This is a genomic window from Bacillus sp. TCT6, from assembly GCF_056033845.1.
In genome coordinates, this window is record NZ_JBVYHX010000001.1 from 4,979,322 (window position 1) to 5,003,574 (window position 24,253).

At 36.9% G+C, this 24,253-nt stretch carries 26 protein-coding genes; 10 read left to right on the forward strand and 16 right to left on the reverse strand.

Annotation, left to right across the window (positions count from 1 at the left end):
* Nucleotides 1–131 precede the first annotated feature (131 nt).
* From speB to AC0ONG_RS25610, 4 genes are all read right to left on the reverse strand, one after another.
* Nucleotides 132–1,004, reverse strand: a complete 873-nt coding sequence (speB, locus tag AC0ONG_RS25595; protein WP_001209831.1) for an agmatinase — start codon at nucleotides 1,002–1,004, stop codon at nucleotides 132–134.
* A gap of 219 nt (nucleotides 1,005–1,223) precedes the next feature.
* Nucleotides 1,224–2,051: a polyamine aminopropyltransferase gene (speE, locus tag AC0ONG_RS25600; RefSeq protein WP_000424696.1), complete on the reverse strand. Its 828-nt coding sequence runs from the start codon at nucleotides 2,049–2,051 to the stop codon at nucleotides 1,224–1,226.
* Between the two features lie 164 nt (nucleotides 2,052–2,215).
* Entirely contained in the window at nucleotides 2,216–3,379 is a 1,164-nt protein-coding gene (locus AC0ONG_RS25605; RefSeq protein ID WP_136997644.1) for an MFS transporter, read from the reverse strand.
* 5 nt (nucleotides 3,380–3,384) lie between these two features.
* Nucleotides 3,385–3,792 carry a MerR family transcriptional regulator gene (locus AC0ONG_RS25610; protein ID WP_000276560.1) on the reverse strand — a complete coding sequence of 136 codons (408 nt, stop codon included), beginning with the start codon at nucleotides 3,790–3,792 and terminating at the stop codon, nucleotides 3,385–3,387.
* 152 nt (nucleotides 3,793–3,944) lie between these two features.
* Here AC0ONG_RS25610 and AC0ONG_RS25615 point away from each other — a divergent pair, with 152 nt between their 5' ends.
* Together AC0ONG_RS25615 and AC0ONG_RS25620 are read left to right on the forward strand one after the other, a co-directional pair.
* The gene (locus AC0ONG_RS25615) at nucleotides 3,945–4,670 is read left to right on the forward strand and encodes a glycerophosphodiester phosphodiesterase (protein ID WP_000042780.1); all 726 of its coding nucleotides are present in this window, start codon (nucleotides 3,945–3,947) and stop codon (nucleotides 4,668–4,670) included.
* 101 nt (nucleotides 4,671–4,771) lie between these two features.
* Entirely contained in the window at nucleotides 4,772–6,823 is a 2,052-nt protein-coding gene (locus AC0ONG_RS25620; protein ID WP_079246218.1) for a transglycosylase domain-containing protein, read from the forward strand.
* 34 nt (nucleotides 6,824–6,857) lie between these two features.
* Here the strand turns inward: AC0ONG_RS25620 and AC0ONG_RS25625 are convergent, their stop codons facing one another.
* Both AC0ONG_RS25625 and AC0ONG_RS25630 read right to left on the reverse strand, forming a co-directional pair.
* On the reverse strand, nucleotides 6,858–7,367 hold the full coding sequence (locus tag AC0ONG_RS25625) for a YwhD family protein (protein WP_000136681.1): 510 nt from the start codon (nucleotides 7,365–7,367) through the stop codon (nucleotides 6,858–6,860).
* 25 nt (nucleotides 7,368–7,392) lie between these two features.
* A complete protein-coding gene (locus AC0ONG_RS25630; RefSeq protein WP_000372445.1) occupies nucleotides 7,393–8,067 on the reverse strand; it encodes a site-2 protease family protein in 675 nt (224 codons plus the stop codon).
* Nucleotides 8,068–8,179: 112 nt separating this feature from the next.
* Here AC0ONG_RS25630 and AC0ONG_RS25635 point away from each other — a divergent pair, with 112 nt between their 5' ends.
* Entirely contained in the window at nucleotides 8,180–8,365 is a 186-nt protein-coding gene (locus AC0ONG_RS25635; protein ID WP_001147171.1) for a 2-hydroxymuconate tautomerase, read from the forward strand.
* Nucleotides 8,366–8,404: 39 nt separating this feature from the next.
* On the opposite strand, the gene AC0ONG_RS25640 is transcribed toward AC0ONG_RS25635, so the two are convergent.
* The 6 genes from AC0ONG_RS25640 to AC0ONG_RS25665 all read right to left on the reverse strand — a co-directional run bounded on the left by AC0ONG_RS25640 (nucleotide 8,405) and on the right by AC0ONG_RS25665 (nucleotide 14,420).
* Nucleotides 8,405–9,709 carry an HD domain-containing protein gene (locus AC0ONG_RS25640; RefSeq protein WP_000262742.1) on the reverse strand — a complete coding sequence of 435 codons (1,305 nt, stop codon included), beginning with the start codon at nucleotides 9,707–9,709 and terminating at the stop codon, nucleotides 8,405–8,407.
* A gap of 145 nt (nucleotides 9,710–9,854) precedes the next feature.
* Nucleotides 9,855–10,793 (reverse strand): ABC transporter substrate-binding protein, encoded by a 939-nt coding sequence (locus tag AC0ONG_RS25645; protein ID WP_000787726.1) that lies wholly within the window; start codon nucleotides 10,791–10,793, stop codon nucleotides 9,855–9,857.
* 194 nt (nucleotides 10,794–10,987) lie between these two features.
* Nucleotides 10,988–11,800 carry an ABC transporter ATP-binding protein gene (locus AC0ONG_RS25650; RefSeq protein ID WP_000212066.1) on the reverse strand — a complete coding sequence of 271 codons (813 nt, stop codon included), beginning with the start codon at nucleotides 11,798–11,800 and terminating at the stop codon, nucleotides 10,988–10,990.
* 15 nt (nucleotides 11,801–11,815) lie between these two features.
* Nucleotides 11,816–12,832 (reverse strand): FecCD family ABC transporter permease, encoded by a 1,017-nt coding sequence (locus AC0ONG_RS25655; RefSeq protein WP_001260753.1) that lies wholly within the window; start codon nucleotides 12,830–12,832, stop codon nucleotides 11,816–11,818.
* The gene (locus AC0ONG_RS25660; RefSeq protein WP_000388296.1) at nucleotides 12,829–13,884 is read right to left on the reverse strand and encodes a FecCD family ABC transporter permease; all 1,056 of its coding nucleotides are present in this window, start codon (nucleotides 13,882–13,884) and stop codon (nucleotides 12,829–12,831) included. Before AC0ONG_RS25660 ends, AC0ONG_RS25655 begins: the two co-directional genes overlap by 4 nt.
* Before the next feature lie 311 nt (nucleotides 13,885–14,195).
* Complete coding sequence (locus tag AC0ONG_RS25665; protein ID WP_000526079.1) at nucleotides 14,196–14,420, reverse strand: YuzB family protein; 225 nt, start codon at nucleotides 14,418–14,420, stop codon at nucleotides 14,196–14,198.
* 284 nt (nucleotides 14,421–14,704) lie between these two features.
* On the opposite strand from AC0ONG_RS25665, the gene AC0ONG_RS25670 reads away from it, so the two are divergent.
* Together AC0ONG_RS25670 and lipL are read left to right on the forward strand one after the other, a co-directional pair.
* Entirely contained in the window at nucleotides 14,705–15,397 is a 693-nt protein-coding gene (locus AC0ONG_RS25670) for an RsfA family transcriptional regulator (protein ID WP_000868355.1), read from the forward strand.
* Between the two features lie 129 nt (nucleotides 15,398–15,526).
* The gene (gene lipL / locus AC0ONG_RS25675) at nucleotides 15,527–16,372 is read left to right on the forward strand and encodes an octanoyl-[GcvH]:protein N-octanoyltransferase (protein ID WP_000071959.1); all 846 of its coding nucleotides are present in this window, start codon (nucleotides 15,527–15,529) and stop codon (nucleotides 16,370–16,372) included.
* Nucleotides 16,373–16,420: 48 nt separating this feature from the next.
* Here the strand turns inward: lipL and pta are convergent, their stop codons facing one another.
* Complete coding sequence (gene pta / locus AC0ONG_RS25680) at nucleotides 16,421–17,392, reverse strand: phosphate acetyltransferase (protein ID WP_000067215.1); 972 nt, start codon at nucleotides 17,390–17,392, stop codon at nucleotides 16,421–16,423.
* A 280-nt stretch (nucleotides 17,393–17,672) separates the two neighbouring features.
* Here pta and hemQ point away from each other — a divergent pair, with 280 nt between their 5' ends.
* The 4 genes from hemQ (at nucleotide 17,673) to gerQ (ending at nucleotide 21,102) form a co-directional block, all read left to right on the forward strand.
* Nucleotides 17,673–18,416 carry a hydrogen peroxide-dependent heme synthase gene (gene hemQ / locus AC0ONG_RS25685; protein ID WP_001287601.1) on the forward strand — a complete coding sequence of 248 codons (744 nt, stop codon included), beginning with the start codon at nucleotides 17,673–17,675 and terminating at the stop codon, nucleotides 18,414–18,416.
* 205 nt (nucleotides 18,417–18,621) lie between these two features.
* Nucleotides 18,622–19,893, forward strand: a complete 1,272-nt coding sequence (locus tag AC0ONG_RS25690) for a serine hydrolase (RefSeq protein ID WP_474204486.1) — start codon at nucleotides 18,622–18,624, stop codon at nucleotides 19,891–19,893.
* A gap of 330 nt (nucleotides 19,894–20,223) precedes the next feature.
* Nucleotides 20,224–20,646 (forward strand): cell wall hydrolase CwlJ, encoded by a 423-nt coding sequence (cwlJ, locus tag AC0ONG_RS25695; RefSeq protein WP_000538164.1) that lies wholly within the window; start codon nucleotides 20,224–20,226, stop codon nucleotides 20,644–20,646.
* Nucleotides 20,647–20,673: 27 nt separating this feature from the next.
* The gene (gene gerQ, locus AC0ONG_RS25700; protein ID WP_000068647.1) at nucleotides 20,674–21,102 is read left to right on the forward strand and encodes a spore coat protein GerQ; all 429 of its coding nucleotides are present in this window, start codon (nucleotides 20,674–20,676) and stop codon (nucleotides 21,100–21,102) included.
* Between the two features lie 31 nt (nucleotides 21,103–21,133).
* Here the strand turns inward: gerQ and AC0ONG_RS25705 are convergent, their stop codons facing one another.
* The 3 genes from AC0ONG_RS25705 to AC0ONG_RS25715 all read right to left on the reverse strand — a co-directional run bounded on the left by AC0ONG_RS25705 (nucleotide 21,134) and on the right by AC0ONG_RS25715 (nucleotide 22,853).
* Complete coding sequence (locus AC0ONG_RS25705) at nucleotides 21,134–21,502, reverse strand: DUF423 domain-containing protein (RefSeq protein WP_000688315.1); 369 nt, start codon at nucleotides 21,500–21,502, stop codon at nucleotides 21,134–21,136.
* A 64-nt stretch (nucleotides 21,503–21,566) separates the two neighbouring features.
* The gene (locus tag AC0ONG_RS25710) at nucleotides 21,567–21,854 is read right to left on the reverse strand and encodes a YwdI family protein (protein WP_001167339.1); all 288 of its coding nucleotides are present in this window, start codon (nucleotides 21,852–21,854) and stop codon (nucleotides 21,567–21,569) included.
* A gap of 6 nt (nucleotides 21,855–21,860) precedes the next feature.
* On the reverse strand, nucleotides 21,861–22,853 hold the full coding sequence (locus tag AC0ONG_RS25715; RefSeq protein ID WP_000993978.1) for a potassium channel family protein: 993 nt from the start codon (nucleotides 22,851–22,853) through the stop codon (nucleotides 21,861–21,863).
* Between the two features lie 95 nt (nucleotides 22,854–22,948).
* Here AC0ONG_RS25715 and AC0ONG_RS25720 point away from each other — a divergent pair, with 95 nt between their 5' ends.
* Nucleotides 22,949–24,232 (forward strand): purine/pyrimidine permease, encoded by a 1,284-nt coding sequence (locus AC0ONG_RS25720; protein ID WP_000847020.1) that lies wholly within the window; start codon nucleotides 22,949–22,951, stop codon nucleotides 24,230–24,232.
* Nucleotides 24,233–24,253 lie beyond the last annotated feature (21 nt).

A 24,253-nucleotide genomic window follows, 5' to 3' on the forward strand; every position in this document is an offset into this window, starting at 1 on the left:
ATTTTTTTATATATCGACTTACCGACACATTCTAAGCGAGCCGCTTCCGCTTTTATTTCTATCCAGTTACGCCTCCTAGACCCTTGCGTCTAAGAACCTTATTCACCGGGTCTAAACAGTCGGCTTCACTTTTACTTCACCCAACCGAGCAGCATTTCCCGCACGAATTTGCTTGCTGCGACTGGTGTTTGATCACTATGGTCGTAGACCGGAGCTACTTCTACTAAGTCTGCTCCAACTACATTTATATTTGAATTTGCAATTGCTACGATGGAATCTAATAATTCTTTAGATGTAATACCGCCAGCTTCTAACGTTCCTGTTCCTGGAGCGTGAGCTGGGTCTAATACATCAATGTCGATTGTGACATAGACTGGGCGTCCAGCAAGTTTCGGTAATACTTCTTTTAACGGTTCTAATACGTCAAATTTATATAAGTTCATACCTACTTCTTTCGCCCATTCAAATTCTTCCTTCATTCCAGAACGAATTCCGAAAGAATATACGTTTTCCGGACCAATTAAATCACACACTTTACGAATTGGTGTAGAGTGGGATAAAGGCTCCCCTTCATACGATTCACGTAAATCAGTATGAGCATCCATGTGGATGATTGCTAAATCCGGATATTTTTTTGCCATTGCCTTAAAAATTGGCCAAGACACTAGGTGCTCACCGCCGAGACCTAGTGGAAACTTATCGGCATCTAAAAGTTTTGATACATACTCTTCAATCATGTCTAAACTGCGTTGTGCGTTTCCGAATGGTAATGGGATATCACCCGCATCAAAATATTTTACCTCTTCTAATTCACGATCTAAATATGGGCTATATTCTTCAAGACCGATTGATACTTCACGAATACGTGCAGGACCAAAGCGAGAACCTGGACGGTAACTTACTGTCCAATCCATAGGCATCCCGTAAATAACTACCTTTGACTCTTCAAAACTTGGATGACTTTTAATAAATACTTTACCTGAATAAGCTTCATCAAAACGCATATTCTTTTCCTCCTTATGTGGAACTTAAGGTATCCCAACCTTTCATTATTTCTCAAATTTGGAGCGAACTGCTCCTCTTTCTCGATTTACCGGTGTCTTCTTTTTTAACAATAAGAAGACGATTTTCTTTACAGGAGTGTAAGTAGCTAGCATGTTCAAGTCTTCTGGACAAACACCTTAAATGAGCTACCTACACTTTATTTGTTCAAACTCGATTTCTTACTTAATTAAATCGCCAACAAATTTCGGTAATGCGAATGCTGCATTGTGTAATTCTTTTGTGTAGTATTTCGTTTCGATTTCGTGGAAACGCTCTTCACTTACTTCTAATGGATCATGTTTTTTAGATCCAATTGTGAACGTCCAAAGACCACTTGGGTAAGTTGGGATGTTCGCTGTGTATAAACGAGTAATTGGGAAAATCTCTTTTACGTCTTTAAACACAGTTGTAATTAGTTCTGGTGTGAACCAAGGGTTGTCCGTTTGTGCAACGAAAATACCATCTTCTTTTAACGCTTTAGAGATTCCAGCGTAGAAACCTTTCGTAAATAAGTTTACTGCTGGGCCTACTGGCTCAGTAGAATCTACCATAATTACGTCGTATTCATTTTCGCTTTCTGCGATGTGTAGGAAACCGTCTCCTACTTTTACTTCTACACGCTCATTATCTAATGCGCCTGCAATTGATGGTAAGTATTGTTTAGAGTACTCAATTACTTTTCCATCGATTTCAACAAGAGTTGCTTTCTTTACACTTGGGTGTTTTAACACTTCGCGAATAACACCGCCATCGCCGCCGCCAACAACTAATACGTTTTCAGGGTTTGGATGTGTAAATAAAGGTACGTGCGCTACCATTTCGTGATAAACGAACTCGTCCTTTTCTGTTGTCATAACCATGCCGTCTAAAATAAGCATGTTTCCGAACTCTTCCGTTTCAACCATATCAAGTTTCTGGAATTCTGTTTGCTCCGTATGTAATGTGCGGTTAATACGCGCCGTAATCCCAAAATGTTTTGTTTGTTTTTCAGTGAACCATAGTTCCATCGTACAATCACGCCTTTCAATGCAAATTTATAATAGGGACATCATTAATGTCCCCTAACAAAAATAAAACAAAACATCCAAAATGTATAGTTAAAAGTACAAAAATACCGAAAATATATTTTAGTCAGAGGGTTCTAACATATGTGTATAAAGAAAACCCTTTCTTAAGAAAGGGTTTTCGTCTCTAGTTCTACTGGTTTACGAATTGGAATTAAGATCATAATACAACCAACTAACACAACAATTCCCCCAACTAAAAATGGGCTTTGTGGTGAAACTGTGTGCCCGATAACTCCTGATAAAATTGGAGCAATCGCACCACCTAACCAACGAACAAAGTTATAAACACCTGACGTAACAGATCTTTCATAAGGTGAAATATCCATTACATAACTTGTATATAATGCATTGTTTAAGCCAGATGCCAATCCTGATAAAAAGATAAGAGTAATTTGTAACCACATAATTTTCACAAAGAATAGTGCAATTAAGAAAATCGCAAATACGAGTAAACTCCCCTTCAATAATGTTTTTGGTTCATATTTCCCTTCTAGTTTATGTGCTAAAATTGCAGAACCGTAAGCTAACGCCAGTCCCCATCCGCAAAATACAAAGCCTAATTGAATAGCTGATAAATGCATAATAAGTGGTGAATATGCTAACACAACAAAAAATCCGTAGTAGTATAGCATCCCTGAAATAGCACCTTGCATAAATGGTTTATACTTCACCAAGTTAAGTAATTCCCCTACGCCAGCAGCCTTACGCTTCACCTTTCGCTCTGGTTCTTTTACAAAAAAGAATACTAAAATAAATGCTAAGAAAATTAAAATACTCGTCGCGAAAAACGGATAACGCCAAGAATGTCCACCTAGTATTCCACCCAATAACGGCCCCCCAGCCATACCTAAGCCGATAGCTGCTTCGTATAATCCTACTGCTTCATGAACTTCTTTACTTAATGCTATTAACAGTGTCATTGCTGTCGCAAAAAACATCGCATTTCCTAATCCCCATCCAGCACGGAAAAGAGATAATTGAGCAATCGTTTGCGATATACCGCATATAAACGCAAATACAGTCACAATCGCAAGACCGATTGTCATCATTCGTTTATCACCAAATCTCGATGCAAATATACCAGCTGGTAACATCATGATTGCCATCGTTAAAATATAAGCGGTAAATAACATTTCAACTTGCCAATGCGTTGCACCAATTTTCTCAGCAATAATCGGCAAGATTGGGTCAACTACCCCTATACCCGAAAAGGCAAGAAAGGTAGCTACCACTGTAATCAATCTCCCTAGTTTTTGTTTGCTCTCCATTTTGATTACTCTCCTTTTGTGCTCTCTAAAAATGTTACTGCACGATGTAAACTATCTTCGAGTTCTGCCTTTACACGTTGCATTTGCTCCATTTTTTCGTCTAACGTTTGCACTTGTTTTTCAAGCATATCTTTAATTTCTTGAATCACTTCACGATCACGAGGGTTCTCGCTATTTCTTCTTTGCTCCATTCTTTCTTTTAGTGATAAGAAATGTTGCATTTCTTGAAGTGTGATTCCTAGCACTTCTTTCGCTTCTACAATTCTTTTAATTCTGGCAATATCCTCATCCGTATACAGACGAATATTCCCCTCACTACGTTCTGGGGGATGAATTAAACCAATTTCCTCATAATAACGAAGTGTACGTTTTGTTAAACCGACTTGCTTTGTTACTTCATCAATTTTATACATGTTTATTCCTCCCTTCACTCAATTATTACATTTTACGTTAACGTTAACTTTTCTGCAACTGTTAGACTTTTGTAAATGTTTGTCATATTCAATTGTATTTTCCCTAAAGCAGTTTCATAATGAAAGAAAAGAGATAATAAGGAGATTTTCATATGAGTAAACCACTTATTTTTGCTCACCGCGGAGTAAAAGGAACACATCCCGAAAATACGATGATTGCCTTCCAAGAAGCTGAACGCATTGGCGCTCACGGAATTGAACTCGATGTCCACCTATCAAAAGATGGTGAACTTGTCGTAATTCACGATGAAACCGTCGATCGTACAACAAATGGCGTTGGACTTGTTTCTGAAAAAACGGTAGAGGAATTACAATCATTGGACGCTGGTAGCCATAAAGCCCCTTCTTTCCAAGAAGCAAAAATTCCAACGTTGCGCGAGGTTTTCATTTGGCTTTCCACAACGAACTTACAACTAAATATCGAATTAAAAACAGATGTTATTCATTACCCAAATATTGAGGAAAAAGTTGTTGCACTTGTGCGTGAATATCATCTTTCAAATCAAATTGTATTTTCATCATTTAACCATGACTCTGTTTCATTATTAGCAGAAATTGCTCCTGAAATTCCAAGAGCAATTTTATATGATACACCGATTGCTGATCCAATTGCCGAAGCAAAACATAGAGAAGCAAGTGGATTACATCCAAACTTCCAGCTATTAACGAAAGAATTTGTGCAGTTAGCACAAGAGCAAGGATATGTTTTCCGTCCATATACAATTAACGAATACAAAGATTTACAAACTATGATTGATTATGGTGTAGATGTCATCATTACCGATTGGCCAGCACGTGCCTTTGAGCTCCTTTCTTAATGGAAGGGGCTTTTTTATTTTCGAAATTTCATTGTTTAAAATAAACGAAAACCCTCAATACTAATACAATAACGCTTGTATTAATGAGGGGCTGAAAAAAGATGGATCAAACTATGAATCCAAAACTTAAAAAATATAAACGTCTTTTCTTCACCGCAATGTTTTCTTGCGTCCTTTTCTTCGTTTTTTCTTTTTTTGTTATTATTATAGTTGCAAAAATTATGGGACCTCCTCCTGTTGCGGTCCCGCAAACAAGCGTCTTTTACGCAAACGATGATACTGTTATTGGACAAAGTAACGAAATTCAAAAACGTTACAATGTCTCTCTTAATGAAATTTCACCTTATGTAAAAGAAGCGACCCTTTCTATTGAAGATCAAAGATTTTATAAACATCACGGCTTCGATGTAAAACGGATTGCAGGTGCAATTGTTGCTGATTTAAAAGCAATGGCAAAGGTACAAGGAGCTAGTACAATTACACAACAATACGCGCGTAATCTGTATTTAGATCATGATAAAACGTGGAAACGGAAATTATTAGAGGCAATGTACACTGTCCGCCTTGAAGTAAACTATAATAAAAATCATATTTTAGAAGGATATTTAAATACAATTTATTACGGACATGGCGCTTATGGCATCGAAGCTGCGTCCCGTCTATATTTCGATAAAACAGCAAAAGAGTTAACATTAGCAGAAGCTAGTATGCTCGCAGGTATCCCAAAAGGGCCAAGTGTCTATTCTCCCTTTTTGAAAGAGGATCGTGCTAAAGGACGACAAGCCCTCATATTAGATGAAATGGTAGAACAAGGATATATTACGAAGCAACAAGCAGCCTTAGCGAAGAAAGAGCCACTAACTTTTGCCTCATTAGATACGAAAAAAGTAGCAGAGGTCGCACCATATTTCCAAGATGCTGTACAAGCTTCACTTCTTCGTGATGTTGGATTAGACGAACAAGCTTTACAACGAGGTGGCTTGCGAATTTATACAACGCTAGACCCTAAACTACAAGCTGTAGCAGAACAAGCTGTAAAAGATCATATACCTGACACAACAAACATACAAACTGCTCTCGTCTCTATGAATCCAACGACAGGTGAAGTGGCTGCTCTTGTTGGCGGAACTGATTATACTACGAGTCAATTTAACAGGGCTACACAAGCCATCCGTCAGCCTGGTTCTACATTTAAGCCATTTCTATATTATGCGGCATTAGAACGAGGATTCACACCTGCTACGCGCTTAAAAAGCGAATATACTGTATTCACCTTAGGTGACGGTGTTTCAAAGTATAAACCGAAGAACTATAAAGATTATTATGCCGATGATTTCGTAACGATGGCACAAGCTCTCGCAGTCTCTGATAACATATATGCTGTGAAAACGAATTTATTTTTAGGAGATGACGCGCTTGCAAAAACAGCGAAACAATTTGGAATTACAAGTGCATTAAAAGATGTGCCTTCTCTAGCTCTCGGTACATCACCAGTAAAACCAATTGAAATGGTCAACGCTTATAGCATGTTCGCAAACGGTGGAAAAGAAGTAAAACCTACTTTCATTCGCCGCATTATGGATCATGAAGGAAATATATTATACGATGCTCATTTAGAGAGTAAACAAGTTCTCGACAAGAGCAAAGCGTTTGTAATGGAAGAAATGATGACTGGTATGTTTAATAAGAAACTAAGCAGTTATGCTGCTGTAACTGGCCAATCGATGTTATCAAAATTATCAAGAACATATGCCGGAAAATCTGGTTCTACTGAAACGGATAGTTGGATGATCGGATTTACTCCGCAAATCGTAACTGGTGTATGGGTCGGATACGATCAACCTAAATCTATTTCAAACGTAGCAGAACAAGGATATGCGAAGAAAATATGGACTGATACGATGGAGAAAGGCTTAGATGGACAGCCAAAAAAAGAATTTAAACAACCAGGTGACGTCGTAGCGGTTAATATCAACCCAGAGAACGGTAAAATTGCTACAAAAAATTGTCCTATTTCTGTGAAAATGTACTTCGCTAAAGGTACCGAACCGACTGAATATTGTATGGATCACGTCGATGATAAAGAAGAATTTGAAAAAACGACTGAAGAAAAGAAAAAAACAAGTTGGTGGAAAAAATATCTTCCTTGGTAAAAAAAATAGCTGACGGGCATCCGTCAGCTATTTTTTATTCACTTAATAATGCACGGCGCAATTCTTCACCAGATTCGTTCCAAATCGCTTCATTATGTTCTTTCAAGAACGTACCAAGTACTTTTTTAGATGATTCATCCATATGGTCAACCATAATGTGACGCTTCATTGATTTATCCATTTTGTTTACGTGTTCTGGAAGTGATTTATATCCGCGGCGAATCTCACGGTCAACTGTCATTTCACAAGCTGTTACACCTGCGTAATACGCACCTGTCGCAGTTCTTTCAATCGTTACCCAAACAAGCCAAAATGGTTTTCCGTTTGGAACTTCATCTTTATTTGTTAAAAACTTAATACCTTTTTCTACTGTACTACGCGCATGCATCGCACCGATATCAACGAATGCAGTCTTCTCTAGTACATCAACAAATACAGGTGAAATGTTTTCTAAGCTTAATGCCCCAACACCAAATCCACCATGTCCATCTGTTGAATCATTTTTCACGATATTAAAACCGATTTTTTTCTTTTTCTCTGTCATATGTAAAATCCTCCTCACTTAAAAATTATAAAAGGCCAAAAATAGGCGCAATGATGCTATCTAAAAATACAAATACATGCGGAATAACTACCTGAAAAATAGGTTGAATTGTGTAATTACTAAGCGGTGTAATAACGAGAATTAATAACGCAATTGCCCCATATTTTTCATACTGTGTCATTTTCGCGCGAATATTTGCTGGTGCTAAATCTTCCACTACGCGATACCCATCAAGTGGTGGGATCGGTAATAAGTTAAATACAAGTAAAACGATATTCAGCATAATAAAAATCTGGAAAAATTGAGCTAACGTATCTGCTACTGCAGATGGAATTGAGTATAATACACCAAATTTTAATAAGCTATACCAAATAATTAAACCAATTGCACTTAAAATTAAGTTACTAATCGGCCCTGCAATTGAAACTAATATGCCTGCAAGACGCGGTCTTTTAAAGTTATATGGGTTAACAGGAACCGGTCTTGCCCAACCGAATCCAAGAATTAATACTGCAATCAAACCGATAGGGTCTAAATGAGCCATCGGTGATAACGTTAAACGCCCTTGTCTCTTTGCTGTATCGTCCCCAAATTTATATGCAACATATGCATGTGCAAATTCATGAACGGATAATGCAATAATAATCGCCATTGCTACCAACGGAATTTCGTGCAATGGATATCTAAATAACTGATCCATACTTCATCTCCTCTTCCATATGTCAAAAAAAGAAATTATTTGTTTTTTCGATTGTTCTTCCCCATAATCCGCTATAATAAGAGTGTAACTTACATAAAAGGAGCGATTGTACATGCCATACGTAACAGTGAAAATGCTAGAAGGACGCACAGAAGAACAAAAGAAAGCTCTTGCTGAGAAAGTAACAGCAGCAGTAAGCGAAACAACTGGTGCTCCTGAAGAAAACATCGTTGTTTTCATCGAAGAAATGTCTAAAAACCATTATGCAGTTGGCGGAAAACGCTTAAGCGACAAATAATTTCAAGTTTTTTCATAAGAAGTAGCCATTAGCTGCTTCTTATTTCTTTCCTTCTAACAACTCAATAATTCTCTCTTTATATTTTCCTTTTCTTCCATCTTCATAGATTAAATCATGTGGATAGAATAACTTTTGATCCGTTCTTTTCTTACCTGTAATCGCCTCAACAATATCCGATTCACGTGAAAGCTCTCTAAGCTCTCCGTTTGGCATAAGAAGCAGGATTGGCAGACGCTCTTCTTCTTCTCCTGCACGATAAAAGTCATACGGTAAGTCCGATGTTGAATCAACTACTAAATAATACTCCGGATCAAGTCCAATCTTTTTAAATAAACTACTTAACTCCATCCAATTATCTAAACCGTGTTTATCTGTAAACTCTACATATTTAAATAGATTTCGATTCATAAAACGGCGACATAAATCGCTTAAAATTGGATCTTCTTCTTCCTGCCATACTTGGAAGTAGTAATACATAACGTTCTCGTCTAACTTTAAATAATCCTCTACTGTTACTTCTTCTTCAAATAAAGAATAGAAATGAACAGGATGATTTTTAAATGTGTAATACTTCTCGTGCAGTGATTTCGCACGGTGTAAAATCTTCGTTAAAATAACTTCTGCACTTCGCGTTACCGGATGGAAATATACTTGCCAATACATTTGATAACGACTCATAATGTAATGCTCAACAGCATGCATACCACTATTTTTAATGACTACTTGATTCCCATACGGACGCATTACACGCAGTATACGTTCCATATCGAAGTTTCCGTACTTTACGCCTGTAAAATAAGCATCTCTTAATAAATAATCCATACGATCCGCATCAATTTGACTCGAAATCATACTAATCGCTAATTTATTAGTAGACGTTTTTGCAATTACATCTGCTACCTTTTGTGGAAACTCCTTATCAACACGACTTAATACATCATTAATCTCTGTATTGCCAACGATAATCTTTTGCGTAAATTTCTCATGATCTAATGAAAATACTTTTTCAAACGAGTGAGAAAATGGGCCGTGGCCGACATCATGAAGTAATGCCGCACATAAACATAACAATCTATCTTCAGCATTCCAATTTGGTCTGCCATCAAACACATCATCAATCATACGACGAATAATTTCGTATACACCTAACGAATGAGTAAAGCGACTATGCTCTGCACCGTGAAATGTAAAAAATGTCGTTCCAAGCTGCTTAATACGGCGCAAGCGTTGAAATTCTTTCGTTCCGATTAAATCCCAAATAACACGATCACGCACGTGCACATATTTATGTACTGGGTCTTTAAACACTTTTGTTTCGCTGAGTTTGTCGTTTAAATATACCACTTTCCGACATCCCCCTTTCTTTACTACATTCTTACTTTATATTATAAACGAAATGAGAAACAGAAAGAAATGAAAGACTGTATTAATTCCCTTTATAAAAAGAAAAAATCACCTTTACCGAAGTAAAAGTGATTTCCTTTATACATTATTTACCTAAAACGAATTCAGCAACTTCGTCTAAGATCATATCTTTCCCTAATGGGAAGTAACCTTTGTTTAAGTCTTCATTTTTAATTGTAAATACGTGGTTGTTTTTAACAGCGTTCATGTTTTTCCAAATTGATTCTTCTTGGAATTCTTTTAAGCGCTGAGAACCGTCACCAGTTGTAAATACGAATAAGTAATCTGGGTTGTAATCGATTAAAGCTTCTTTTTGTACTTGTACTAACGGTTTATCAGTTGGTGTACCTTTAACTGCTGGTAGTTTTAAATCATTAAAGATTACGCTACCGTAACCGTAGTCACCGTATACGCGGAAAGCATTTGGATATGCAGCCATTTTCATAAATGTTGCTTCACCAGTTTTAGCGACGATTTTGTCATGTAATTTGCTTGCTTTTTCATCATACTTTTTGAACCATTCTTTTGTTTCTTTTTCTTTACCGAAGATTTGACCTACTTCTTGGAATTTTGGACGCCATTGATCTAATGGAGTGTTTAACATAACTGTTGGTGCAATTTTAGATAATTGATCATAAATCTTTTCTTGACGATTATTTACAAGAATTAAATCTGGTTTTGCAGCAGCTACTGCTTCGATGTTAATTTTATCGCCCCAAGCAGAACCAACTGGTTTAACGTCTTTTAGTTTCTTTTCAATATGTGCATCAATTTTTTCTTGAGATGTATTAGCAGTAATAACCGGTTTCATACCGAAAATTAATAATTCTTCTGTTGAACCACTAAGGTCAGCAATTTTCTTTGGATTTGCAGGAATTTTAATTTCCCCTTTTGCATGTTTTACAGTGCGCTCTTCAGTCTTTGCATCTGCTTTCTTTTCTTCTTCTTTGTTAGAACAAGCTGCAAATAGTACAGAAGTCACAACTAGTACCATTGCTAATAGTGCCATTTTAAAATTCTTCATGTTCCCACTCCTTCTAGCTGTATTTATCTTATAAGTTACAATGAACTATAAGAAACAAATATAACAATTAATTAATTTATATATATTTATTAATTGTTGTTAATAACCCCTTCTAACGGGCGTTCAACTTCCCATTCTTATATAAGAAGCTCAACGTCCATTAGAAGTCCCCCCTCTTCACGAGGGGGTTCTACTTATGCTTTTTTACGCAATTGATTACTAATCATCGCTAAATCATATGTTAAACAAATTGGCTTACAGTTTACTGGACAAGGAACGATTTGAGCTTCAATCTCAAATACACTGCGAAGTGTTTCACTTGTCATAACTTCATCTGGCGTTCCTTGTTTCATTAACTTACCTGCTTTTAATGCAATCATATGATCTGAGAAACGAGAAGCGTGGTTTAAGTCATGGATAACCATAACAATCGTTCTACCTTCTTCTTCATTTAATTTTTTCAATAAGTTTAATACTTCTAATTGATGAGCCATATCTAAGTACGTTGTTGGTTCATCCAATACAAGTAATTCTGTTCCTTGTGCAAGGGCCATCGCAATCCATACACGTTGACGTTGCCCGCCTGATAACGCCTCTGCTGAACGATTTGCGAATTCTGTCATTCCCGTCACTTCAAGTGCCCAATGAATGTAACGATAATCCTCTTCTTTCAACGTTCCAAATCCTTTTTGATGAGGAAAACGTCCATATGAAACAAGTTCAAACACAGTAAGGCCAGTTGGCACTTCTGCAGTCTGTGGTAAAATCGCCATTTTCTTTGCGATTTCTTTTGTTGGTTGTTTCTCGATTGCTTTTCCGTCAAGATAAACAGTACCTTTTTTCGCCTTCAAAATACGAGAAGCCGTTTTTAATAATGTGGACTTCCCACAACCATTTGGTCCAATAATTGTTGTAATTTTCCCTTCCGGAATTTCAACTGTTAATCCATCAATAATTAACCCTTCATTATAGCCAACAGATACCGCATCAACTGCTAAAGTTGCCATACAAAAAGCCTCCCTTTATTTTGTCCTCATAAGTAAGTATATGAAATATGGTGCACCAATTACAGAAATAACAAGACCGACCGGTATTTCTGAAGTTGTTAACACGCTTCTTGAAATTACGTCTGCGAATAAGAGTAAAAACGTCCCTATTAGTGCAGCAGTAGGCAGCATAATTTGATGTTTACCACCAACAAGGCGCCTCGCTAAATGCGGAGCCATTAAACCGATAAAACCAATTCCTCCGGCAACAGCGACAGATGCACCAGCTAAGCAAACTGCAATAAATAATAATTTACGTCTTTCCTTTTCTACATTTAAACCAAGACCAACTGCTGTAGAATCGCCTAGGTTCATTACATTTAATATGTGCGCCTTACTAATAGCAAGTGGCAAGAAAATAACCATCCATGGAAGTACACTTAGCACGAACTTCCAATCTGTGCCCCATAGACTTCCTGCTAACCAAATCGTAGCAAAACGAAAATCGTTAGATGTCATCTTCATAGAAAAAATTAAACTAACAGCACCAAACCCGGCTGCAACAGCGATACCAACTAGTATTAATCTCGTTGATGAAACGCCGTCTTTCCATGCTAGTAAATAAATAATAACCGCCGCTAATATTGCACCAACCAACGCGAAGAATGGAAGGATAAATACAGATAAAAATGTACCAGTCCCAACTTTTCCAAAGAAAAAGTAGACGAATATAACAACTGTTAATCCCGCTCCAGCGTTAATACCGATAATACCTGGATCAGCAAGTGGATTTCGTGATAATCCTTGCAAAATCGCACCTGACATCGCTAAAGCAGATCCGACTAGTATAGCAATCACCATACGCGGCATGCGGAATTCAAATAAAATAACAGACTGATCTTCAGCCCCTATTCCAACCAATGACTTTAATACGTCCATTGGCGGTATTTTAAAAGTTCCTGTATTTAAACTAATAAGAAATATAGAAACGATTAGTCCTACTAAAATCGTTAATATAGAAATGTTCTTTTTTGTTAAGACACTCGTCCTCACATCTTTCCTCTCCCTTCATTACGTGCTAAGTAGAGGAAGAATGGAACCCCAATTAGCGCTGTAATTGCTCCAATTGGCGTTTCAAATGGCGGGTTAATAACGCGAGATAACATATCTGCACATTCAATTAACAGCCCGCCTAAGACCGCAGAACATGGAATAACCCATCTATAGTCCGAGCCTACAAGGAAACGAGTCATATGCGGGATTACAAGACCAACAAATCCAACTGATCCTGCCATGGAAACTGCGGAACCCGTTAAAACAAGAACAAGTACTGTTCCGATAAATTTAATTAATGTCGTATTTTGACCAAGTCCAATCGCAATTTCTTCACCGAAGCTCAAAATTGTAATATATCTCGACATCATAATTGCGATAAAAAGACAAACAAGGCCAATTGGCACTAACATATTAATACTTTGCCATTTCACTCCAGCAACTCCGCCTGCATTCCACATGCTCACCTCTTGAGCAAGATTAAAATACAATGCAATTCCAGATGAAATTGCCCCTAATAAAGCACTAATAGCTGCACCTGCTAAAGCTAATTTCACAGGTGTTAATCCACCTGGTGAAGAAGACCCAATTCCATATACAATGCTTGCACCAAACGCAGCTCCAATAAAAGATGCAATAACAAACATCAAATAAGGTGAATTAGGAAAAAATGCATACATAATTGCAATTCCAAATACTGCACCATCTGTAATCCCCATTAACGATGGTGAAGCAAGTGGATTTCGCGTCATGCCTTGCATAATTGCTCCTGATACCGCTAAAAAGGCACCTGCAACTACGCCCCCTATTGCTCTAGGCATGCGAAGCTCTTGAATTACGTTATGATGTGTAATAGATCCATCAAACTGAAATACAGCTTGCCATACAGTCTTTAAACTAATATCTGCAGCCCCAAAAGAAATAGAAACTGCCATGCTTAAAGCTAACAAAACTGTACCCGCTACTAAAATAATAGAAGCAATGAGCGGTCTGCTCTTAATCTCTTTAACATTCTCTTCTTGCTGTTCTATACTGCTTGCGCTCGCTTCCATCCCTCAACCATCCTAACCAACAACATATATTTATTAAAATGAAATTTATTCTCAAATAGTAATAAAAAAATTAGGTGAATTGTTATTTTCCTGATAATGATTCTCAGAATCAGACACTTCTATTCTACCTATCGCTTTAAAAGACTGTCAACCATTATTTTGAAATACAAATTTATATAAATTAGAACTTTAATACAAAAGTTATATCCATCCTTTAGAAAACGTTCGTCCACACAAGAGCACTTTCGCAGAATAAATCGTTCCTCTTATGGGCATAAAAAAGAAGAGTAATCTTTTCACTCTTCTTTTTCTTACTTATTTAACTTTGCTTCAATTTTTACGATTAACTCATCTTCTGTTGGAGCCGCAACTGGACGGTTATTTACAAATGCGAATGATTTTTTACGACCAGGACCACAGTAAGACTGACATCCAACTTCAATCGTTGCACATGAATCTACTTTTTTTAACTTCGGAACTAACGTTTTAACGTTCGTTGCCTGACAGTCATCGCACACGCGAAATTCGTTTCCCATTATATAACACTTCCTCTATTTTAAACTTTTCTCAAGTACATTTAAAAATAAACACTAAATGGTATTTTACCGTTCTTTGAAGCTCGTTGCAAGTTTCCCTACAGGGCCTATTCTCTACATAATGCTACATATTTATATGCTCTCCTACAGAAGCGCTCACCATTCATGGGAAAATTTTTACCTTTCATCGAAATCTACCATATTTTTAAAAGCTTTGTATAAAAGTTTATTTTTTTGCCCATTATAAAAATAGGAAGTTCATAAAAAGAAAGGGAGTTGAATCTATGAAAGTAAGACAAGATGCTTGGACAGATGAGGATGATTTATTACTTGCTGAAACGGTACTTCGTCATGTTCGAGAAGGAAGTACGCAATTAAATGCATTTGAGGAAGTAGGGGATCAGTTAAATCGTACATCCGCTGCTTGTGGTTTCCGCTGGAATGCTGTCGTTCGCTATAGCTATGAACAAGCTCTTCAACTAGCAAAAAAACATCGTAAAGATAAAATGCGCGCTGCAAGCGGTGAGCAAGCGAAAAAACGTTTACTTTATACACCACCAGCTTCAGATTCGATAACTGATTATGAAGAATTCGTACAAGAGGAATCAATTGTACAATATAAAGAAGCTATTCCATATCAAGAATCTACCGTTCCTGTTGCAAAAAGCTCTATGACAATGCAAGATGTTATTTATTTCTTACAAACAGTTGGATCCTCAAATATAAAAGTAACAGCTCTTGAAAACGAGAATACGAGATTGAAACAAGAAATTAAAGCACAAATCCTTCGAAATGAAGAACTAGAAAAGAAACTAGAAAAATTAGAAAAGCAATCTCATACTGTACAAGAAGATTACGAAACACTTATGAACATTATGAACCGAGCTCGTAAGTTGGCAGTCATGGATGACGAAGAACGTTCTCAAACATCTTTCCGAATGGATCGAAACGGTAATTTAGAAAAAATTGCAGAATAAAAAGGATGCATATAATGCATCCTTTTTATTCTTTCACATCTAAACTTCCCCTTTATATATGAGAAAACTCTATTCTTCATTTTTTTGCTATAATAGAGATTGTCATTTTAAAGATAAGGGGTTAGTTATATGAGCAATTCCCGTTCCATTTTATCTCAGCCAGAGTGGCGTATTGTAGATCAATCTAGTTTGGGACCAACATTCCATGCATTGCAGTCATTCGCAATGGATGACACACTGTGCACAAGCATTGGAAATGGTCAATCAGCTGCAACAATGCGTTCTTGGGTTCATCACAATACAATTGTTCTTGGCATTCAAGATTCACGCCTACCACACTTAGAAGAAGGCATTTCCTTGTTAAAAAAGAACAACTTTAATGTTATTGTTCGTAATTCTGGCGGGCTTGCAGTCGTGCTTGATGAAGGTGTTTTAAACGTATCACTTTTATTCCAAGAAACAGAAAAAGGTATCGATATTGATCTTGGATACGATACGATGTGGCATTTAATTAAGGAGATGTTAAAGGATTACGACGTTACTATCGAGGCAAAAGAAATTGTAGGTTCTTACTGTCCTGGTAGCTATGACTTAAGTATTCGCGATCAAAAATTCGCTGGCATTTCACAGCGCCGTATTCGCGGGGGTGTCGCTGTCCAAATTTATCTTTGTGCTACAGGAAGTGGCTCTGAGCGTGCCGCACTCGTTCGTGATTTCTATAACCTAGCCATTCAAGGAGAAGAAACACGCTTTACGTATCCTGAAATTGTACCGAGTACGATGGCTTCACTTTCAGAATTACTTGGCGAAACCATTACAGTACAAGATTTAATGATGCGCCTTTTAAAAACATTGCAGCAATTCGCTCCGAAGTTAACACCATCTCAATTAACAATAGATGAAATACCTTTATATGAGACGAATTTACAACGGATTATTGATCGTAACAATAAAGCACTTGGCTTAGAAAAATAAAGACCGTCGCTATTATAGCGACGGTCTTTATTTCAATTCATTATAGAACTAAAGTGCTTGAGCTGCTGTAATTAAAGCTAACTTGTACACTTCTTCTTCGTTACATCCACGAGATAGGTCATTTACAGGCATGTTTAAACCTTGTAAGATTGGTCCTACTGCTTCGAAGTTACCTAAACGTTGAGCGATTTTGTAACCGATATTACCAGCTTCTAAGCTTGGGAATACGAATACGTTAGCATCACCTTTAATTGTAGAACCTGGAGCTTTTTTCTCAGCTACAGATGGTACGAATGCAGCATCGAATTGGAATTCTCCATCTAAAGTTAATTCAGGAGCCATTTCTTTTGCAATGCGAGTTGCTTCTACAACTTTTTCTGTTTCTGGAGATTTCGCAGAACCTTTTGTAGAGAAGCTTAACATAGCAACGCGTGGGTCAATACCGAATAATTCAGCAGTTTTTGCACTCTCGATACCAATTTCAGCTAAATCTTGGCTGTTTGGTGCAATGTTAATTGCGCAATCAGCGAATACATATTTCTCTTCTTCACGTACCATGATGAATACGCCAGAAGTTTTTGTAACGCCTGGTTTTGTTTTAATGATTTGAAGTGCTGGACGAACTGTATCAGCTGTAGAGTGAGCTGCACCACTTACTAAACCGTGTGCTTTGCCCATGTATACAAGCATTGTACCGAAGTAGTTTTCGTCTTTAAGGATTTTGCGAGCGTCTTCTTCAGTTGCTTTACCTTTACGGCGTTCAACGAAAGATGCTACCATTGCATCCATTTCTTCATATGTAGCTGGGTCATAAATATCAACGCCTGCTAATGTTAAATTCATGCTAGCAGCTTTTGCGCTAATTTCTTCCTTATTACCAACTAAGATTGGTTTTACTAACTCTTCTTTTGCTAAACGCTCTGCAGCGCCTAAAATTCTTTCATCAGTTCCTTCAGGAAGTACGATAGAAATGCCTTTTCCTTGAACTTTTTCTTTTACTGTTGTAAATAAGTTGCTCACGAATAAACCCTCCTACATATGTTAAAAAAACTCTATCTTTAAGAATACTGCTTTTCTTCTATATTTTAAACTTATAGCTCCCAAAAAATAGATAAAATGAAAATGATTATATTTTCATAAAATTCAGCCTAAAAATAAATCCCCTTTAATCCTTATCTCCTCCTATTTTCAAGTAAATTTAAATGTGACAATTTTATGCGCCAAAGCTTTATATAGATGATTTTAAAACTATATATGCTATAGTTAACGTGTAAAACTATCATTAACTGAGGTGAATAGAATGAGTGAAGCAACAACAACGTTAGATGGCTGGTATTGTTTACATGATTTACGTTCTATTGATTGGGCTGCATGGAAAACATTATCTAGCGACGAACGCGGACAAGCTGTGTCTGAATTTTTAAATGTCGTTGAAAAATGGAACGAAGTATCTACTGCGAAAAAAGGTAGTCATGCAATGTATACAGTTGTTGGCCAAAAAGCTGATATTATGCTTATGATTTTACGTCCAACAATGGAAGAGTTAAATGAAATTGAGACAGAATTGAATAAAACAACATTAGCTGAATATATGGTTCCTGCATACTCTTACGTATCTGTTGTTGAACTAAGCAACTACCTTCCAGCTGATGAAGATCCATATCAAAACCCACAAATCTTAGCTCGCTTATATCCAGAACTACCAAAAGCAAATCACATTTGCTTCTATCCAATGGATAAGCGTCGCCAAGGTGATGACAACTGGTACATGCTTCCTATGGAAGAGCGTAAAAAAATGATGTACAGTCATAGTAAAATTGGTCGTCAATACGCAGGTAAAGTACGCCAAGTTATTTCAGGGTCAGTTGGATTCGACGATTTTGAGTGGGGCGTAACATTATTCGCTGACGATGTTCTTCAATTTAAAAAACTTATATATGAAATGCGCTTCGATGAAGTAAGTGCTCGTTATGGTGAATTCGGAACATTTTTCGTTGGAAACATTTTACCAGACGACAAGGTAGAGAAATTTTTACACATATAAAATCGTAAAAAAAGGAACGAAATTCGTTCCTTTTTTTATTACCCTCCATATTTCTCCTCAAAAAACTGCTTTTCTCCGCAAATTTGAACAAAAATCGACAAATCTCTTTCAAATACCTTACAAAATTGTAACCTTTCTATATCCAAATTTATGCTAAAATGATACGAGCTATATGCTAAATAACGATGCGAAGGTGATAATCTATATGAAAAAAATCTTGTCTATTTTACTATTGCTTGTATTGTCAATTTCTTCCTTAGCAGTAACAACATCCCATGCGGAAGAAAAAATACATATTGAGGCTGCTGCTGCACTTTTATTTGATGCAGATACAGGAAAAATACTTCACGAGCAAAATCCAGATGAATTGCTAGCTATTGCTAGTATGTCAAAATTAATTGTTGTTTACGCTGTTTTAGAAGCAATTAAAGAAGGAAAAATCACTTGGGATACGAAAGTAAATATTTCTGATTACGCTTATGAAGTCTCTCGTAATAATGAATTCTCTAATGTATCGTTCGAAAAAGGACGTCAATATACTGTAAGAGAATTATATCATTCTATTGTTATATTCTCTGCAAACGGATCTAGTATTGCTTTAGCAGAACTTCTTGCAGGAAGTGAGAAAAACTTCTTAAATCTTGCAAATGAACATGCAAAAAAGCTAGGGTTAAAGAAATATAAATTTGTAAACTCTACCGGGTTAAATAATGCTGATTTAAAAGGAAAACATCCTGAAGGAACAGATCCGACCGGAGAAAACTCCATGTCAGCTCGCGATATGGGTATTCTTGCAAAAACGATTATTACAAAGTATCCAGAAATGCTAGAGGATACAAAACAAAGATTTAGAAACTTCCCAGACAATCATCCAAAACCAATTCGTATGGAAAACTGGAACTGGATGTTACCAGGCGCTGCCTTCTCTTATGATGGAACGGACGGTTTAAAAACTGGTAGTTCTGATACCGCTGGATATGGGTTCACTATTACAGCGAAACGTGGTGATGTTCGTCTTATCTCGGTTATTATTAAAACAAAATCAATGGATGAACGCTTCACAGAATCTCGTGAATTAATCGAACATGGATTTAATAACTTTGAAAAACAAAAATTAAAAGTTAATAAAAACAATACAATCTCTGTAGTAAAAGGGAAAGAAGACCAAGTAACTGTTGCACCCGAAAAAGAAATAACAGTAATTGCGAAAAAAGGTAGCAAAGAGCCTTATAAAATTGGGACTGAATTAGATAAATCCCTTGCTGAAGATGGACATTTAGTTGCTCCTGTTAAGAAAGATACCAAAGTAGGCTCAATTACTTTAGAATCAACTGATAAATATGGTTTCTTAGACGGTAGTAAAAGTATGAAAGCTACTGCAAAAACGACAGAAGAAGTTGAAAAAGCAAATTGGTTTGTATTATCAATGCGCTCTATTGGAGATTTCTTCTCAAACTTATGGTCTAAAGTATTTTAATAATGATGAAAAGCTAGCTCACGCTAGCTTTTTTTATTTTCTTCTCTCCATGTAAAACTTCGTTTGGTTGTCATATCTGAGTCCTTTTCCTCATACGTATGAACTAGTAATTGTTACACACTTCATCTAGAGATAAAGTGAAACTTTAATCAGTGGGGGTTTTGTTCATTCCCACTGATTATTAGTTGAACTAATCGGGCTTTTACGGGCAGTTTGATCTCCCACCCACCTTCTTTGCTCCAGCCCAATTTTAAGGTGGGAGTCTTACTGCCCGTTAATGCGGGATAAACCTCTTTCCACAAGGTATTCCAAAAAGAGAGGTGACACATAATGGGCGTTATTGCTTATAACGAAGAAGATGTAAAGTTATTAGCTAGACTGATGCGTGCTGAAGCCGAAGGAGAAGGACAACAGGGGATGTTGATGGTCGGGAACGTTGGGGTAAATCGTGTCCGTGGAAATTGTTTAGATTTTAAAAAAATACGTAATTTACGTCAAATGGTGTATCAAAATCCTGGTGGTTTTGAGGCAACACAAAAAGGGTATTTTTATCAACGTGCAAGGGAACAAGATATTGCTTTAGCAAGGCGAACGATTCAGGGACAACGCTTTTGGCCTGCAAATTTTTCCTTATGGTTTTTTAGACCTGAAGGCCCTTGTCCGTCAACTTGGTATAATCAACAAAACTCTGGTCGCTTCAAAAAGCACTGCTTCTTCCAGCCATCTGGCGAAGATTGTCCTAGCGTATATTAAGGATTGATAATAAGGAGGGATTTTTGAATGGCACAGCAACAAAACCCGTATTACGGAACTGGATTTTATCAACCATCTGGAACTTATGTACAACCGCAGCAAATGACTCCACAACAACAGCAACAACAGCAAGCAATGCAACAACAAGCGGCGCAAGCTCAATATGCCGTTTCTCAAGGCATGTTACCATTAGAACAATCCTATATTGAAAATATCCTTCGTTTAAACAAGGGTAAGCAAGCTACGGTTGTAATGACTTATGAACGTGGTAGCTCACTCGGTACCCAATCGTATACAGGTATTATCGAAGCAGCTGGTCGCGATCATATTGTAATTAGTGAGCCACAATCAGGGAAACGTTTTTTACTATTAATGATTTACTTAGATTATGTGGAATTCCCCGAAGAAATTACGTACTTACCTAGTCAACAAGCAACTTATGCTCCAAGACCATAAAAAAAGCTGGCATATGCCAGCTTTTGTTTTTTTATAAACCTTTTACAACTGCAGTTCCGACTAAAATCCATGCTACAATAAACGCTACGCCACCAAGAGGCGTAATTGGGCCAAAGAACTTAATACCTGTCGTACTTAATGCATACAAACTGCCTGAAAACATAATAATCCCAGCTACCATAAGCCAACCAGCAGTAGTTAAAAGTGATGATTGAACCTTATCCATCAATAAAGCAACTACGAATAGTCCACCTGCATGAAACATTTGATATGTAACACCTGTTTTCCAAACTTCTAACATTTTCGCAGAAATTTTATTTTCTAAACCGTGTGCTCCAAAGGCTCCTAACGCAACAGATAGCCCCGCTGCAATACAACCTAGTAAAAAGAAAATTTTCATCTTAATTCCCCTTTTTTACTTTTATCATAAGCAATTTTTTCATATAAGCCAAACGATTTAATCCTTAAAAATCAAATAAAGAATTACCATTTGCACCTTCTTCTTTAATATACACAGGTTCTCCAGAAACTGGCATAACTGGTTGAACTGTCTTTATAGGCTGCGATCCAATTACTTGCGATTGAATTTGCGGCTCCCTATACGTAGAAGATTCAACCTGTTCATCTAATAGTAAATCGCATAAAGCACGCACAACTAATAAATGATCTTTTGATTTTTGTCCTTCACTACTTTTTGCCTTTGCAATTTCATTCGCCATTTTATTTAAAATCTTATCGCTCGATATTTGCATTCCTTATCACCTCGTACTTTGTAGTTCTTTCTCAAATTGCTTCAGCTTCTCTACTAAACCAAATACTATTATCATATCATGTTCTTGCAGTTTTTCCTGCCCCGTTGGATTATGTATAATATCCCCATTTCTCAAAATCGCTAATATCGTTACATCAAACTGATTCCTCACATCACTCTCTAGTAACGATTTACCAACTAATATTGAATCTTTTCCAACTAAAATTTCTTCAATGACAAATGACTGTTCTATCCCATACAGCACTGTATCAATATAATGAACTGTTAATGGATTCGCAATACCTTTTGCAATATGAATTCCTGCCATACTGGATGGATTAATAACTTTATTTGCACCCGCACGCCTTAATTTCTCTTCAGTTTCTGGCTTTTCAGATCTCGCCACAATTTTAATTGCATCGTTTAATCCTCTTGCTGTTAATGTAATAAATACATTTTCAGCATCATTTGCTACGATAGCAACTAAACCAGCCGCTTTTGAAATTCCAGCATGATGTAAAACTTGATCCTCCGTCGCATCTCCATGTATATACAAAAGCTTTCCCTTCTCTAATACACTTTCATCTTTATCGACAACAACAAATGGAATTTTCTTTTCTTGCAATTCATGTACAACTTGAAGCCCCACTCTACCGCAACCACATACTATAATATGATTTTTCAACTGCGCTATTTGTTTATCCATCTTCTTCCTCCGCACTGCATGAAATAAATTCCCTTCAATAATCATAGCTGCCACTACCCCAATTGCATACGTAACAATACCTACGCCAACAGGAATAATAAGGAGCGCAAATACTTTCCCCGCTTGCGTTACAGGAACAGCATCTCCGTATCCAACAGTCAATACAGTAATCATCGTCATCCAAAATGCTTGAAACAAACTAATCTCTTCAATTGTCATAAATCCTATCGTTCCTAGAATTACAACAAAAGTCATACATATAACTGCGATCCATAATTGCTTACGTGCATTCATACCGTATTTCAACTCTTTTCTCTATCTACAATCTTTGCCAGTGGAAATAAAATACGTATATACTAGATACGGAATCTATGAAAGAGGTTGATATAATGAAGACATTTCTTTCCGCCTTACAATGGGCACTATTTATTTTAGCTGGAAGCCTTATTGTACCAATTAGTGTCGCAACTAGTTATGGTCTTGATGGCGCTGAAGCTATCGCATTCGTACAAAGAACATTATTTGTTCTAGGCTTTGCTGGTCTCTTGCAAGCTATATTTGGGCATAAACTTCCTATTCAAGAAGGTCCTGCTGGACTTTGGTGGGGAATTTTCTCCCTTTACGCAAGTTTAGGCGTCGTATTATTTGGATCAAACAATGAGACACTTAAAGTTCTTCAATATGCTTTCCTATTAAGCGGTATTATTTGTATTATTCTTAGCGCTTTTGGACTTATTGATAAACTCGTTCGCTATTTTACACCGACAGTCATTGGAACATATTTATTTCTTCTTGTTGCGCAGCTTAGTGGCTCCTTCTTAAAGGGAATGTTTGGCCTTGATGGAAAACATACAGAAGTACAACCTAACGTATTTATTCTTTCACTCATTGTTATTTTACTATCCTTTTTCATCATGAAGCTACCTATTATTGGACAATATTCTGTTCTTTTCAGTATCGTATGCGGCTGGATATTATTCGCATGCTTCGGGTTATCAAATCCAGTAACGCCTGTGACAGATATAATCCGTTTTCCGTCTCTATTTGTTTTCGGAATGCCTCGTATTGAATGGAACATGGCAATTACGGTCGTTTTCGTTACACTATTACTTCTAACAAATATGTTAGCAAGTATTCGTGTTGTGCAAAGGATTGTCTCTAAGTATGAAAAGAATGCAGCACCAGATCGTTTTAAACAAGCTGGCATTATAACAGGAATCAACCAATTGCTAGGCGGCCTATTTTCAGCTATTGGGCCTGTCGCTATTTCTGGATCAGCAGGTTTTATTGCAACGACTAATATTTATAAACGTCTCCCGTTTATATTAGGGTCAAGCTTTATTATTGTCGTTAGTATATTTCCAAAGATCACTTCATTCTTTGCAGCAATCCCTGTTGCAGTTGGTTATGCCGCTATTTATCCTGTATTCGCAAGCATGATTGGCCTTGCCTTTCGAGAATACGAAACTGTCCAGGATAAAGAACGATTATTTAAAGTAGCCGGTCTTTCAATCTTCACAGGAGTCGGAGTTATGTTTGTTCCAGCAGGAGCATATTCCACACTTCCACCATTTCTAGCATCGTTTTTAAGTAACGGTCTCGTTCTTGGATCTGTAATGGCCATTTTGCTAGAAATACTATTTTCTCGTTCCACAGCAAAACAAATATCGTAAATTGGAAAACTTCCATTATTG

Coding starts and splice junctions, on each gene's coding strand:
- AC0ONG_RS25625 (WP_000136681.1), bottom strand. CDS start 7,367: ATGACAGAGAAAAAGAAAAAAATCGGTTTTAATATCGTGAAAAATGAT.
- speE (WP_000424696.1), bottom strand. CDS start 2,051: ATGGAACTATGGTTCACTGAAAAACAAACAAAACATTTTGGGATTACG.
- AC0ONG_RS25665 (WP_000526079.1), bottom strand. CDS start 14,420: ATGGGAAACGAATTTCGCGTGTGCGATGACTGTCAGGCAACGAACGTT.
- speB (WP_001209831.1), bottom strand. CDS start 1,004: ATGCGTTTTGATGAAGCTTATTCAGGTAAAGTATTTATTAAAAGTCAT.
- gerQ (WP_000068647.1), top strand. CDS start 20,674: ATGGCACAGCAACAAAACCCGTATTACGGAACTGGATTTTATCAACCA.
- AC0ONG_RS25710 (WP_001167339.1), bottom strand. CDS start 21,854: ATGCAAATATCGAGCGATAAGATTTTAAATAAAATGGCGAATGAAATT.
- AC0ONG_RS25620 (WP_079246218.1), top strand. CDS start 4,772: ATGGATCAAACTATGAATCCAAAACTTAAAAAATATAAACGTCTTTTC.
- AC0ONG_RS25715 (WP_000993978.1), bottom strand. CDS start 22,853: ATGAATGCACGTAAGCAATTATGGATCGCAGTTATATGTATGACTTTT.
- AC0ONG_RS25720 (WP_000847020.1), top strand. CDS start 22,949: ATGAAGACATTTCTTTCCGCCTTACAATGGGCACTATTTATTTTAGCT.
- AC0ONG_RS25610 (WP_000276560.1), bottom strand. CDS start 3,792: ATGTATAAAATTGATGAAGTAACAAAGCAAGTCGGTTTAACAAAACGT.
- AC0ONG_RS25660 (WP_000388296.1), bottom strand. CDS start 13,884: ATGGAAGCGAGCGCAAGCAGTATAGAACAGCAAGAAGAGAATGTTAAA.
- AC0ONG_RS25690 (WP_474204486.1), top strand. CDS start 18,622: ATGAAAAAAATCTTGTCTATTTTACTATTGCTTGTATTGTCAATTTCT.
- AC0ONG_RS25605 (WP_136997644.1), bottom strand. CDS start 3,379: ATGGAGAGCAAACAAAAACTAGGGAGATTGATTACAGTGGTAGCTACC.
- hemQ (WP_001287601.1), top strand. CDS start 17,673: ATGAGTGAAGCAACAACAACGTTAGATGGCTGGTATTGTTTACATGAT.
- AC0ONG_RS25635 (WP_001147171.1), top strand. CDS start 8,180: ATGCCATACGTAACAGTGAAAATGCTAGAAGGACGCACAGAAGAACAA.
- AC0ONG_RS25650 (WP_000212066.1), bottom strand. CDS start 11,800: ATGGCAACTTTAGCAGTTGATGCGGTATCTGTTGGCTATAATGAAGGG.
- AC0ONG_RS25705 (WP_000688315.1), bottom strand. CDS start 21,502: ATGAAAATTTTCTTTTTACTAGGTTGTATTGCAGCGGGGCTATCTGTT.
- AC0ONG_RS25630 (WP_000372445.1), bottom strand. CDS start 8,067: ATGGATCAGTTATTTAGATATCCATTGCACGAAATTCCGTTGGTAGCA.
- AC0ONG_RS25645 (WP_000787726.1), bottom strand. CDS start 10,793: ATGAAGAATTTTAAAATGGCACTATTAGCAATGGTACTAGTTGTGACT.
- AC0ONG_RS25670 (WP_000868355.1), top strand. CDS start 14,705: ATGAAAGTAAGACAAGATGCTTGGACAGATGAGGATGATTTATTACTT.
- AC0ONG_RS25615 (WP_000042780.1), top strand. CDS start 3,945: ATGAGTAAACCACTTATTTTTGCTCACCGCGGAGTAAAAGGAACACAT.
- lipL (WP_000071959.1), top strand. CDS start 15,527: ATGAGCAATTCCCGTTCCATTTTATCTCAGCCAGAGTGGCGTATTGTA.
- cwlJ (WP_000538164.1), top strand. CDS start 20,224: ATGGGCGTTATTGCTTATAACGAAGAAGATGTAAAGTTATTAGCTAGA.